The following is a 12,902-nucleotide window of genomic DNA, read 5'->3' on the forward strand; positions in this document are numbered from 1 at the left end:
GCCGGCGTTCCGCGCGACCGCCGGCGGCGAGCACGGGGTGACCGACGGGCCCAGCATCGCGACGCAGATGTCGTCGTGGTCCCCGCAGCGCAGCTGTGAGCCGTCGAGGCGTCAGGTCCCGCTGGTGCGCAGGTCCGGCAGCAGGGGGCTTTGCGCGGTCGTCGAGCCGTCGGCCGACGTCACCGGGAACGAACCGTAGACGGCGGTCACGTCGATGATGACGTGCGTCGTGGTGGGCGAGAAGACCCGGAGCGTCGGCCGGCCCTCGAAGAGCCCGACGGCCGTGACGGCGGAGTTCGCGACGGTCTGGTTGGTGACGTAGTTGAGCGTCGAGGTCGTGGGCCGCGCGACCCCGTAGGGGAACAGGGTGATGTGGCCCGCGCCGACGGGCCCGGTCACCGTCACGTTGAGGAAGACGCTCGCCACGTCGAGGTCACCCGTCGCTGAGTCGAGTGCGACGTCGATGACTCCGCCGGCGACGAGTCGACCGAGCGAGTCGACCGCCCCCGGCGTCTGCGCGACGATCGACACCCGCCGCACAGCATGCCGGGTGTCGAGCACACGCTTGGGCGCAGGCGCGTAGATCATCGGCAGGTACGAGACGAGGTCCTGGAGGTCGAGGTTCGTCACGAGGTAGCCCTGCTCGACCCCCGTGCCGTCGCGGTCCAGGCCGATGAGCGGCCCCGCGGCGGTGTTCTTGATCTCACCGACCTGGGGGGTCCACCCGGCGGGGTCCGACGGCTCGAGGCGCAGGTGGGCGCCCGCGGAGTTCGCGAGCGAGAGGGTCGGCTCGGTGCTCGCCGTCGTGAGCCGCGTCCCGGCGGTGCCGGCGTCGGTCGCGCGTCCGGCGAGAACCGGGTCACCGGCCGCCGCGGAGGCGGGCGCCGATCCCAGTGCCGTCGCCGCGGCTGCCCCTGCGACCGCGAAGCCACCCATCCGGAGCAGCCTGCGGCGGCTCACGTCCTGCGTGGTGGTGTCGTCAGTGCTCATGGCGTCCCCGTCTCTCGGTGCCGTGACCACCGTCGCACCCCCGGTGCGCCACACACGTCCTCGACGGGGCCGACGGGTCGCACGTGGTCGGCGTCGCCGTCACGCTTGTCACCCGTCCATCGGTGCGTCAGGGTGAGACTTGAGATCTTCGCGCGGACCTCTCGGGGTCGACGTCGCGGACGATCGTCGCGAGCGCCCGACGCGCTCGAGCTTCAGGGGAGCAGGCGACCTCGGGGTGGTGCGCCCGACCCGCACGACGCAGGCCGTCGCCGCCCGCGCCCACCCGTCACAGCACCCGCGCGAGCGAGTCGAGCGCCGCGAACGGGTCCTCGCCCACGGGGATCAGCACCATCGACGCCACGCCCGCGTCGTGCAGCGCGGCGACCCGGGCCCGCGCCTGCTCCGGGGTCCCGGTCACCGCGAGCTGGTCGACCCACGCGTCGGGCATCCGCTGCGCGAGCTCCGCACCGGACGCGCAGGCGTCCCGCAGCGCAGCGAAGTCGGCCGCGAACGGCAGCGGCGCGAGGTGCGGCACCCAGTCCGCCCCGCCGATCGCCGCGAGCCCAGGACGCACGGCCGCCCGTGCCGCACCCCCGTCGGCGTCGACGGCCGCGACCGCGTAGCCGACGATCCGGTGCTCCCCCGTGGGCCCGATGTGCGCCCGGGCCTCGGCGACATACTCGGGCGTCACCGGCTCGGCCAGCACGGTGCCGTCGGCGACCCGGCCCGCGAGGGCGAGCGAGCGCGGTCCGCGCACGCCGGCGAGCAGCCGCGGGACGACGGGCGGCGGCGAGGACAGCCGCACGCCCGCGACGTCGACGTGGCGCCCGTGGGCGTCGAGCCGCTCACCGCGCAGGAGCGCGCGCAGCGCGACGAGGTGCTCGTCGAGCAGCGTGAGCGGGCTCGCGGGCCACGCCCCCACCTGGCGCATCCACCCGGGCATCCCGTGCCCGACCCCCACGTCGAGGCGCCCGGGGAAGAGCTCGGCGAGCGTGCCGACCTCCATCGCGGCGAACGCGACGTTGCGGGCCGCGGCCGGCAGGATCCCGATGCCGACGCGGATGCTCTCCGTGACCGCGAGCGCGACCCCGGCCTGGGCGATCCCACCGCGGAACTCGAGGTCCTCGACGACCCAGAGCTCGTCGAAGCCGAGCTCCTCGGCGCGCCGGGCAAAGCGCACGAAGCCCTCGGCGGGAAGGTCGCGGGGCAGCATCACGCCGACCGCGCGGGCGTCGTCCCGCGCACGCGCCGGGGTGCTCGCCGCGGCGTCGCGGGCGGTCTCGTCGGAGGAGGTCACAGGGGTGATCCTGGCACGCCGGCGGGCCCGTCCGGCGACCCCGGGGAGGGCACTGGCGCAAACGTCCGCGCGGCCTCACACTTCACGTGCACCGCCCCCGATCTCCGCTCGGCACACCCCCCGAGACCCCCCGAGAGGACCCACGTCCGTGCTGCGCACCGTCACCTCGCACCTGTCCCTCGACGTGCGCGGACCCGCCGAGCTCTACCTCGCCGTCGCCGTCGCGGACGGCGCCTACGACCGCACCGAGCACCTCACGGTGACGCACGACGACGGGCCGCTCGACGCGCTCGAGATCAAGTCGCACCAGGGCGCGCGCCTGCACCGCGTGCACGCCCCCGTGGGCCGCGTCGCGATCGACTACCGGGCGACCGTCGCGGGCCACGCCGAGCCGCCCACGGTCGTCGACGCGGACCTCGTCGAGTACGTGCGGCCGAGCCGGTACGCCGAGTCGGACCGCCTGCTCGCGTTCTCCCGCGACCAGTTCCGCGGGCTGGCGGGCGTGGACCTGCTCGACGCGGTGGTCACCTGGGTGCGCGGCAACCTGTCGTACGTCTCGGGGTCGAGCTCACCGACCGACGGCGCGACGGACACGCTGCTCAAGCGGCGCGGGGTCTGCCGCGACTTCGCCCACGTGACGGCGGCGCTGCTGCGCGCCAAGGACGTCCCGGCGCGTCTCGCGTCGGTGTACGCCCCGGGCCTGCGGCCGATGGACTTCCACGCGGTCGTCGAGGCGTACGTGGACGGCGCGTGGCTGCTCGTCGACGCGACCGGGCTGGCACCGCGGTCGACGATGCTCCGGATCGCGACGGGACGCGACGCGACGGACACCGCGTTCCTGTCGAACTACCACGGGGCGGTGAACCTGCGGGCGCTGACCGTCACCGCGACGTCGCAGGGCGACCTGCCGACGGACGACGGGCACACCCTGACCGTCCTGCGCTGACCCGGGCGCGGGGGCTCGGGCCGCCGCGGCACCGACCGCCCGGCACCCATCGCCGGACCGGCGTCAGGCGCTCTCGCGCAGCATCCGCCGCCGGCTCTCGAGCGCGATGAGCTCGGCGAAGACCCGCTGGTAGCCCTCGGGGTCGCTCGCGGAGTCCATCCGCTGGAGCCGGCCCTTGAGGTCGGCGATCGCGCGCGTCACCCCGAGCTCGACGACCTTGCCGACGACGTCGCGGACGTAGGACGCGAGCGCGTCGGGCCGGTCCTCGGGCAGCGGCGCGACGGCGAGCTCGGTGACGAGCGGGACGACCATCGACGACGCCTGCTCGCTCACCGCCTCGACCCACGAGCTCGACGAGCCGCTCGCGCTCGCCGCGACGAGCTCGCGCGCGGACACCATCCCGCCCGCCGCGCGGACCGCCTCGTGCACCGCCCGGTACGCGGGCACGCTGAACGCGTCGGCGCCGAGGTCGTCGAAGTCCGGCGGGACGAGGTGCGGGTACTGCAGCACGACCTCGAGCGCGGTGCGCTCGGTGCGGACCACGGGGTCGCGCGGGTCCGGGCGCGAGAGCCGCGCACCGGTGGCCTGCGGCGCTCCGGCGTCGCCGCCCGCGCCGCCGTCGTCCCACGGCTCGGCCGGTCCCGGGTCGTCGCGGTAGGGGTCGTCGCCGTACCGGTCGTTGCTGTACCGGTCGTTCTTGTACCGGTCGTCCCCGAACCGGTCGGACCGTCCGCCCGGGCGCCCGCCGCGGTCCTGCCCGGGCCGGCGCGGGCCGTCGGACCGCCCCGACCAGCCGCCGCGGTCGTCGCGCCCGCCCCCACCGGGCCGTGCGCCGTCCCGTCGTGCTCCCCCACCCTGACCGCCCGCCCCGCCCTGCCAGCGGGGTCCGTCACCGTTGCCGGCCCAGCGCGGTCCACCGGGGCCGCCCGCGCCACCGGGCCGCCCGCCGTCGCGCGCCGAGCCACGGTCGTCACCGCCGGGCGCGCGCCCGTCCCCCTCGCGCCGGGGTGCGCCGCCGCTGCCCGGGCGCGCGGCGGGCCCCGACCGGACGGCCGAGCCGACCGCGTGGCGCACCGTGTCCTCGTCCATCCCGAGCCAGCCGGCGAGCAGGCGCGCGTACTCCAGGCGCAGCCCGCGGTCGCGGATCCCGGCGACGACGGGGACGGCGGCGCGCAGCGCGTTGACCCGCCCCTCGGCGCGCTCGAGGTCGAACGAGCGCAGAGTCGTGCGGATGACGAACTCGAACAGCGGCTGGCGCGCCTCGACGAGCCCCCGCACCGCGTCGGGTCCCTGCGCCTGACGCAGCTCGCACGGGTCCATGCCGCTCGGCTCGACCGCCACGAACGTCTGCGCGGAGAACGTCTGGTCCTCCCCGAACGCGCGCATCGCGGCCTTCTGCCCCGCCGCGTCGCCGTCGAACGTGAAGATGATCTCGCCGCCGACCGAGGCCCCGGACGCGAGCTGCACGCCGCCGCCGGCCCCGGTGTCGCCGACGAGCCGCCGGACGACGCGCGCGTGGTCGCTGCCGAACGCCGTGCCGCACGTGGCGACGGCGGTCCCCTCGCCGGACAGGTGCATCGCCATGACGTCGGTGTAGCCCTCGACGACCACGACGCGCTTGGTCTTGGCGATCTCGCGCTTGGCGAGGTCGATGCCGTAGAGGACCTGCGACTTCTTGTAGAGCGCGGTCTCGGGGGTGTTGAGGTACTTGGGCCCCTGGTCGTCCTCGTAGAGCTTGCGCGCCCCGAAGCCCACGGTGTCGCCGGTGACCTCGCGGATGGGCCACACGAGCCGCCCGCGGAACCGGTCGTACAGCCCGCGGTTGCCCTCGCTCATCAGGCCGGTGGCCTTGAGCTCGGCCTCGGTGAACCCGCGTCCGCGCAGGTGGCGCAGCAGCGCGTCCCAGCCCTGCGGGGCGTACCCGACGCCGAACTGCTCGGCGGCGGCGCGGTCGAACCCGCGCTCGGCGAGGAACGTGCGCGCGGCCGCGGCGCCGGGCGTCGCGAGCTGCTCGGAGAAGTAGGTCGCGGCGACCCGGTGGGCCTCGAGCAGCCGCTGGCGGCGGCCGGGCTCCTCGCCGGGTCGCGGCGCGCCACCGTCCTCGTAGCGCAGCTGGATCCCGACGCGCCCCGCGAGGTACTCGACGGCCTCGGCGAACGGCAGCCCGTCGATCTTCTGCACGAACGAGATGACGTCGCCGCCCTCGGAGCACCCGAAGCAGTGCCACAGGCCGACCTGGGGGCGCACGTGGAAGGACGGCGAGCGCTCGTCGTGGAACGGGCACAGGCCCTTCATCGAGCCGACGCCCGCGGACTTGAGCGTGACGTGCTCGCCGACGACGTCCTCGATCCGGGCACGCTCGCGGACGGCCTGCACGTCCTCCCGCTTGATGCGTCCCGCCACGGGGCAATCCTAGGTCCGGCGCAGGGCGCAGCCGGCCCGCGCGCGGGACGTCACCCGGCCTCCGCGAGAGCCCCCACCGAGCCGCAGCACGCCCGTGGCCGGCGCCCGGTGGCGACGGCGGCCGGGACCCCGGCGCGCGCTCAGTGCCGCGGCGGGTGGACCAGGCGCGCGTGCACCTCGGCGGCCGAGACGTCGGTCAGCGAGGCGACCTGGTCGATCACGACCCGCAGCCGGGCGGCGTCGTCGGCGGCCGCGGCCCAGTCGGCGGCGAAGGGCGGCTCGAGCGCGAGCGGCGCGCGGTCGGAGAGCACGCGCACGAGGTCGACGAGGATCTCGCGCTGGCGGTGGTAGAGCGGCTCGAGCTCGCGCGGGGCCATCACGTAGGCGACCGCGAGGCCCTTGAGCACGAGGATCTCGGCCTGCGTCTCGACGGGGACGACGAGGTCGGCGGCGTAGCGGGTCAGCGGCCCGGGGCCGTACTGGGCGCGCGTCGCGGCGTGCGCGGCGCCGGCGAACCGCCCGATGAGCTGGCTCGTGGCGTCCTTGAGGTGCGCGAGCGCGCCGCGGGACCCGTCGAAGCCCTGCGCCCACAGGTCCGCCTCGTTGAGCCGGTCCATCGCGTCGGCGAGCTCGTCGGGCCCGATCGCGTCGCCGTACCAGGCGTCGACGGCCTGCAGGACGCGGGCCCGCTCGTCGTCGTCCGTCAGCACCCGGAGGTCGAGGCGGCCGCCCACGACGGCGTCCTCGACGTCGTGCACCGAGTAGGAGATGTCGTCCGCGAGGTCCATGACCTGCGCCTCGAGGCACTTGCGGGCGCCGGGGGCGTCGGCGCGCAGCCAGGCGAACACCGGCAGGTCGTCCTGGTAGACCCCGAACTTGTGCGTCGGGCGGCCGTCGCTCAGCAGCGGCCCCTCGCCGAACGCCCACGGGTACTTGACCGACGCGTCGAGGCTCGCGCGCGTGAGGTTGAGGCCGACCGCGGTGCCGTCCGGCCCGACGACCTTCGGCTCGAGCCGGGTCAGCAGGCGCAGGGTCTGCGCGTTGCCCTCGAAGCCGCCGATGTTCCGGGCGAGCTCCGCGAGCGCGCGCTCGCCGTTGTGCCCGAACGGCGGGTGCCCCAGGTCGTGCGCGAGGCACGCGGTGTCGACGACGTCGGGGTCGCAGCCGAGCGCCTTGCCGATCTCCCGGCCGACCTGCGCGACCTCGAGGGTGTGCGTCAGGCGGGTGCGGACGAAGTCGTCGGACGCCGGGCCGAGCACCTGGGTCTTGGCGCCGAGCCGGCGCAGCGCCGAGGAGTGCACGAGCCGGGCCCGGTCCCGCTCGAACGGGGTCCGGGCGCGGGACTTCGGTGCCTCCGTGACCCAGCGGGCGCGGTCGACCTCGGTGTAGCCGTCGGTCAGGGTCTGCGCGCTCACGCGCACACCCTAGTTCGCTGCTCGCGGGCGGGTCAGGCGAGCCTCCACACCTGGACGCCCGGGCCGTCGCCGGGCAGGCGCAGGGCCTCGGGCGTCACGTCGAGGGCCGCGCCGCCGTAGAGGTTCTCGGCGTCGTGACCGGGCGCGAGCAGGTGCCGCGGGAGGTCCGCCCCGGACCACGGCGCGCGGGCGGCGAGCACGAGCACGCGCTCGTCGGCCGTCTCGCGCAGGAACGCGACCGCGTCGGGCCCGACGACGGCCCAGCGCAGGCCGCCCTCGCGCAGCGCACGGCTCCCCCGCCGGACCGCGATCAGCGTGCGGTAGACCTCGAATGTCGCGGCGTCCCACCGCGCGCCGTCGCCCCCGGCGATCGCGTCCCACGGCATCGGCACGCGCGCATGCTCGCCGTTGGTCCCGCGCAGCCCGCCCTCGTCGCCCGCGAACATCGCGGGCGTCCCGGGGTAGGTGAACAGCAGCCCGGCGGCGACCTCGACGCGCTCGCGGGAGCCCACGACCGTCCGCAGGCGTGCCGTGTCGTGCGAGCCGAGCATGTTCCACTGGTGCCGCGTCACGGCCCACGGGACGGCGGCGTCGAACTCGCGCATCGAGCCGACCATCGCGTGGCCGTCGCGGCTCGGCACGGGCACGGGCATCCCGAGGAAGCCGAGCCCCGAGCCGGGCTCCGCCAGCCATGTCCACACCGGGCGGGTGAACGCCGAGTAATTCATGTTCGCGTGCCAGCCGTCGCCCGCGAGGTCGGGGCCGGCGTCGTGGAAGTGCTCGCTGACGAGCACCGAGTCGGGGTTGACGGCCTGCATCGTGCGCCGGATCGTCCGGGCGACCTCGTGCGTGCGGTCCTCGCTCGCGTAGCGCCCCGTCATGTTGGCCACGTCGATCCGCCAGCCGTCGAGCGCGTACGGCGGGCGCAGCCAGCGGGCGATGACGGAGTCGGGGCCGTCGATCATGCGCTGCGCGAGCGCGCCCGCCGCGTAGTTGAGCTTGGGCAGCGACGCGTGCTCGAGCCAGCCGACGTAGCCGGGGTCGGCGTCCGTCCAGTAGTAGAACGACGCCTCCTCGCTCGTGCGGTCCGCGCGGGCGCGCTCGAACCACTCGTGGCCGGCGCCCGTGTGGTTCGTCGTGAGGTCCCCGACGAGCCGCAGCCCGCGCGCGTGCACCGCGGCGGACAGCGACGCGAACGCCGCGTCGCCGCCGAGCAGGGGGTCGACGTGGTCGAACGAGCGCGCGTCGTACCGGTGGTTGGAGCGGCTCGGGAAGATCGGCGTGAGGTACAGGGTGTCGACGCCGAGGCGCTCGAGGTGGTCGAGGTGGGCCTCGACGCCCGCGAGGTGCCCGCCGAAGAGCTGCTGCGAGACGCCCGGTCCGGCCGGGATCGGCTCGTCGTCCCAGCGCGCCGGCACCGCCCAGTCGGGCAGCTCGCCCCCGGGGAGACCGTCGTGCGAGCCGGCGCGCGCGAAACGGTCGGGGAACACCTGGTAGACGACGGCCGACGAGAGCCACGCCGGCGCGGGCGCGTGCACCGTGAGCCGGAAGTCCGCGACGTCCGGCACCTCGCGCGCGTGCACGCCGCGGCCGTTGAGCCAGCGGTAGCCGCCCGGCTCGTCGAGCAGCGCCCGGTAGCCCGTGACCGGGTTGTGCACCGGGACGTCCGCGACGTACCAGCGCTCGTGCTCGTCGGACCGGTCCAGGCGCGCGGGCTCGATGCGCGGCTCGCCGTCGCGGACCGTGCGCACCCAGACCGCCCGCTCGGCGCCCGACGCCGGGACGCGGAACCGGACCGGGACGACGTCGCCCAGCGCCGGGGTGCCGGCCGGGACGTAGACCTCCGAGCCGTCGTGGTGCGGCTCGTCGAGCAGGTGGCGCACGCGGGTGGTGGCGTCGAGCGCCGTCACCCCTTCACCGAACCGGCGGTCAGGCCCGAGACGATGTAGCGCTGCAGGAACTGGAACAGCAGGAGCACCGGGATCGCCGCGAGCACGGCCGCCGCCGCGAACAGGCCCCACGGCGCGTTGCGCTCGTCGGAGGCCCACACGTACAGCCCGACGGCGAGCGTGTAGTTCTCGACGCGGCTCAGCACGATCTTCGCGAGGATGAACTCGCCGAACGCCGAGACGAACGACAGCAGGCCGACGACCGCGAGGATCGGCGAGACGAGGCGCAGGATGATCGTGAAGAAGATCTGCGCGTGGCTCGCGCCGTCGATCTTCGCGGCCTCGTCGAGCTCGCGCGGGATCGTGTTGAAGAACCCGTACATGAGGAACGCGTTCACGCCGAGCGCGCCGCCGAGGTACACGGCGATGAGCGCGAGCCGGCTGTTGAGGCCGAGCGCGGGGAACACGTCGCCGAGCGTGAGCAGCAGCAGGAAGATCGCGACGAACGCGAGCATCTGCGGGAACATCTGGACCAGCAGCAGCGCGGTGAGCGACGCGCGCCGCCCCTGGAACCGGAAGCGGGAGAACGCATACGCGGCAGCCGCGCCCATGAGCACCGTGCCGAGCGCCGTGGCCGTGCACACGACGAGCGAGTTGACGGCCCACAGCGGGAAGTCGGTGCGCGCGAGCTCGGCGTAGTTCGCCCCGCTGACCTGGCTGAAGAGCTTGTTCGAGCCCGTGAGCGTGCCGCCGGCGTTGAGCGAGGCGGACACCACGTAGAGCAGCGGGGTCACGCACACGACGACCATCACGACGCCGACGACGTGGCGCCAGCCGACCTCGCGCCACCACCGGACGCCCGTCACGGGCGCGTGCAGTTCGAGAGACGCGCGGGCCATCACAGCTCCTCGAGGGTCTTGGTGCGCCGGAAGGCGGCGTAGGAGATCGCGCCGACGATGACGAAGATCAGGATCGACACCGCGCTGGCGAGGCCGTACTGCTTGACGCCGCTCTCGAAGGCCACGGCGTAGACCATCGAGATGAGGATGTCCGTGTGCCCGACCAGGACCGGCGAGCTCTCGAAGTTCGGCCCGCCGCCCGTGAGCATGTAGATCAGCGTGAAGTTGTTGAAGTTGAAGGCGAAGCTCGAGATCAGCAGGGGTGCGACCGAGATCATCAGGAGCGGCAGCGTCATCGAGCGGAACACCCGGAACGCGCCCGCGCCGTCCATGCGCGCCGACTCGATCACGTCGGACGGGATCGCCTGCAGCGCACCCGTGCAGACCAGGAACATGTACGGGAAGCCGAGCCAGAGGTTGACCAGCAGGATCGAGAGCTTCGCGAGCCACGGGTCCGTGAGCCACGGGACGTCGGCGCCGCCGAGCAGCACCTCGTTGACGAACCCGAACCGCGGGTTGAGCATGCCGCGCCACACGAGCGCCGCGAGGAAGCCCGGGAAGGCGTACGGGAGGATCAGCAGCGAGCGGTAGAACCGGCGGCCGCGCACCCGCGGGTCGTTGAACACGATCGCGAGGAACAGCCCGAGCCCGAAGGTCGTGACGACCGAGAGGATCGCGAAGGCGAACGTCCACGCGAGGATCGTGAAGAACGGCCCGGACAGACGCGAGTCGCTGAACATCGCGGTGTAGTTCTCGAGCCCGACGCCCACGCGCCAGCCCGGCGTCAGGCGCGAGCCGTCCTCCGCGGTGAACGTGCCGTAGCGGGACGGGGTGTACACCGTCCCGGACTCGAGGTCCGTGAACGTGTCGGCCGCCTCGTCGTACGCGACGCTCGGCGTGTAGACGTAGCCCGTCGAGCCGTCCTGCGTGCGCAGGCTGCCCTCCGACGCGTCGTCGGACACCGGCACGCGCAGCTCGGTGATCTCGCCCTGCCGCTGCGCGATCTGCGCGAGCCCGAGGACCTCGAAGCCGTCGGCGCCCGTGATGCGGTCGCCGTCGGCCTGCGCGCCGTCGAGGGTCTCGAGCGGCTCGGCGGAGGTCCCGACGCGCACGTGGCCGTCCTCGTCGACGATCCCGAGCGCGAGCTCGTCGCCGCGCGCGAGCACCGTGACGGGGTACGTCGGGGAGCCCTCGACCCGGCGCTCGGTCTGGACCTGGATGGCCTGGATCGCGTCGGCCTTGGTCGAGTTGTGGCCGTCGCCGTAGTTCGTGAAGGAGACGTAGCCGGTGTAGGCCATCACGAAGAGCTGGTACACGAGCAGGAACAGCAGGCCCGGCACGAGGTACTTGCCGGGGAGCATGCGGCGGGAGAAGTAGACCCAGTTGACCGCGACGAGCGCGAGCACCAGGAACACGACGATGCCCCACGACTGGACGGCGGCCGCCGCGAGGATGCCGTAGAGGCCGAGCGCGTCGACGAGGGCGACGAGCACGAGCTTGACGACGAAGCCGGGCTTGACGTCCCGGGCGTGCGAGGTGACCGACCTGCGGCGGGGCTCGGGGGCCGGGGTCCTCGGCTCGGGGCCGGCCTTCGCCGGCTCCGTCTGCTGGGTGCTCATGCGTCCTCCAACGCGCGATCCTGCTGCCCCCGGACCGAGCGAGCGGTGGGGTGCGGGGGTGGGCCTGGGCCGAGGGGGTCCCGGCGTGCGCCGCCGGAACCCCCTCGGGTGTGCTGACCTCGGGTTTGTGCGCCCGCGAGGTCAGCCGTCGATCGCGCCCTGGATGTTGGTGACCATCGCGGTCCACGCACCGGCGGGGTCGGTCGCCTGACCGCCGATGAGCTGGACCTCGGTCGTGCCCCAGAAGCTCCAGACGGAGCCCATCTCGGGCAGCGACGGCATCGGGGCGCCGGTCGCGCCGGCCTCGTTGAAGCCCGCGAGGACCTCGTCGTCGATCTTGTCGGCCGACGCGGTCAGCGCCGGGACGCGGCCGCCGGTCGCGTACAGCTCGTCCTGGATCTCCTCGGTCGTGAGGTAGTTCGTGACGAAGTCGTTCGCGAGCACCGAGTTCTCGGTCTTGGCGCTGATGAACGCGCCCTGGACGCCGACGAACGGCTGGGCCTCCTCGCCGCCCGCGCTGGGGACGGGGAGCACGGTGATGTCCATGCCGGCCTCGACGAACGCCTCGGCGTACCAGGGGCCCGTGACGATGTACGGGGTCTGGCCGTCGAGGAACGCCTGCTTGGCCTTGTCGCCGTCGATCGCGGGGTCGAGGACCTTCTCGGCGCCGAGCTTGGCGAGGTACGCGGCGAACGCGGTGCCGGCCTCGCCGCCGAGCGCGAGCTCGGGGGTGTAGGAGCCGTCGGCCGCCTGCGCGAAGACGGGGGCGCCGAAGGACGTCTGCAGCGGGTACAGGTGGTACGCGTCGCCCTGGTCGCCCTGCTGGATGACCACGGGGAACGGCGTGCCGGCCGTCTTGCCCTGCGCGACGAGCTCGTCGAAGGTCGCGGGCGTCTCGGTGAGGAGCGCGTCGTTGCGCACGAGCGCGATGTTCTCGATCGCGTACGGCACGCCGTACTGCTTGCCGTCGTAGGCGAACGCGGTGATCGCGGACTCGGCGAAGTCGCCGGCCTTGTCGCCGAGCTCGACGGGGGCGACGACGCCGTTGTTGACGAACTCGCCGGTCCAGTCGTGCGCGCCGATGACGACGTCGGGGCCCTCGCCGGTGGGGACCTGGGTCACGAAGTCGGTGCGGATGTCGCCCGAGGCCTTCTGCACGAGGTCGAGCTGGACGCCCGTCTCCTCCTGGTAGGACTCGGCGACCGGCTTGAACGAGTCGATGCGGGTCTCGTCGACCCAGACCGTGAGGGTTCCGGTGAGCTCGGGGGCCGCCGAGCTCGCGTCGCCGGTGGGCTCGTCCGACGAGCCGCTGCAGGCCGCGAGCGTGAGGGTCACGCCGAGGGCCGCCGCAACGAGGGGGATGCTCCGTCGCATCTTCGTGTCTCCAAGGATCTGTGGGACTGCCTCCGTCGGGGGTGTCCCACCGACGCCGGCCTGGTGTGAC

At 74.2% G+C, this 12,902-nt stretch carries 9 protein-coding genes; 1 reads left to right on the forward strand and 8 read right to left on the reverse strand.

The window, feature by feature from the left end; all coding sequences use genetic code 11:
• Nucleotides 1–111 precede the first annotated feature (111 nt).
• Nucleotides 112–990, reverse strand: a complete 879-nt coding sequence (locus CCE01nite_RS15925; RefSeq protein WP_141372665.1) for a hypothetical protein — start codon at nt 988–990, stop codon at nt 112–114.
• A gap of 286 nt (nt 991–1,276) precedes the next feature.
• Complete coding sequence (locus CCE01nite_RS15930; protein WP_246056606.1) at nt 1,277–2,287, reverse strand: LLM class flavin-dependent oxidoreductase; 1,011 nt, start codon at nt 2,285–2,287, stop codon at nt 1,277–1,279.
• Nucleotides 2,288–2,435: 148 nt separating this feature from the next.
• Between CCE01nite_RS15930 and CCE01nite_RS15935 the strand changes: the two genes are divergently transcribed.
• The gene (locus tag CCE01nite_RS15935; RefSeq protein WP_034633905.1) at nt 2,436–3,233 is read left to right on the forward strand and encodes a transglutaminase-like domain-containing protein; all 798 of its coding nucleotides are present in this window, start codon (nt 2,436–2,438) and stop codon (nt 3,231–3,233) included.
• Between the two features lie 63 nt (nt 3,234–3,296).
• On the opposite strand, the gene dnaG is transcribed toward CCE01nite_RS15935, so the two are convergent.
• The 6 genes from dnaG to CCE01nite_RS15965 form a co-directional block, all read right to left on the reverse strand.
• Nucleotides 3,297–5,636 (reverse strand): DNA primase, encoded by a 2,340-nt coding sequence (gene dnaG, locus CCE01nite_RS22205; RefSeq protein ID WP_141372666.1) that lies wholly within the window; start codon nt 5,634–5,636, stop codon nt 3,297–3,299.
• Nucleotides 5,637–5,776: 140 nt separating this feature from the next.
• Nucleotides 5,777–7,051 carry a deoxyguanosinetriphosphate triphosphohydrolase gene (locus CCE01nite_RS15945; protein ID WP_034634443.1) on the reverse strand — a complete coding sequence of 425 codons (1,275 nt, stop codon included), beginning with the start codon at nt 7,049–7,051 and terminating at the stop codon, nt 5,777–5,779.
• A gap of 32 nt (nt 7,052–7,083) precedes the next feature.
• The gene (locus tag CCE01nite_RS15950) at nt 7,084–8,961 is read right to left on the reverse strand and encodes a glycoside hydrolase family 13 protein (protein WP_246056608.1); all 1,878 of its coding nucleotides are present in this window, start codon (nt 8,959–8,961) and stop codon (nt 7,084–7,086) included.
• Nucleotides 8,958–9,839 carry a sugar ABC transporter permease gene (locus tag CCE01nite_RS15955; protein WP_034634431.1) on the reverse strand — a complete coding sequence of 294 codons (882 nt, stop codon included), beginning with the start codon at nt 9,837–9,839 and terminating at the stop codon, nt 8,958–8,960. Before CCE01nite_RS15955 ends, CCE01nite_RS15950 begins: the two co-directional genes overlap by 4 nt.
• Nucleotides 9,839–11,458, reverse strand: a complete 1,620-nt coding sequence (locus CCE01nite_RS15960) for an ABC transporter permease subunit (RefSeq protein ID WP_034634433.1) — start codon at nt 11,456–11,458, stop codon at nt 9,839–9,841. The genes CCE01nite_RS15955 and CCE01nite_RS15960 overlap by 1 nt, the downstream gene beginning before the upstream one ends.
• A 141-nt stretch (nt 11,459–11,599) precedes the next feature.
• On the reverse strand, nt 11,600–12,832 hold the full coding sequence (locus CCE01nite_RS15965; RefSeq protein WP_034634435.1) for a sugar ABC transporter substrate-binding protein: 1,233 nt from the start codon (nt 12,830–12,832) through the stop codon (nt 11,600–11,602).
• Between the last annotated feature and the right edge of the window lie 70 nt (nt 12,833–12,902).

Source organism: Cellulomonas cellasea (assembly GCF_006538745.1).
Lineage (GTDB): Bacteria > Actinomycetota > Actinomycetes > Actinomycetales > Cellulomonadaceae > Cellulomonas_A > Cellulomonas_A cellasea.

Coding starts and splice junctions, on each gene's coding strand:
- CCE01nite_RS15925 (WP_141372665.1), bottom strand. CDS start 990: ATGAGCACTGACGACACCACCACGCAGGACGTGAGCCGCCGCAGGCTG.
- CCE01nite_RS15955 (WP_034634431.1), bottom strand. CDS start 9,839: ATGGCCCGCGCGTCTCTCGAACTGCACGCGCCCGTGACGGGCGTCCGG.
- CCE01nite_RS15960 (WP_034634433.1), bottom strand. CDS start 11,458: ATGAGCACCCAGCAGACGGAGCCGGCGAAGGCCGGCCCCGAGCCGAGG.
- CCE01nite_RS15965 (WP_034634435.1), bottom strand. CDS start 12,832: ATGCGACGGAGCATCCCCCTCGTTGCGGCGGCCCTCGGCGTGACCCTC.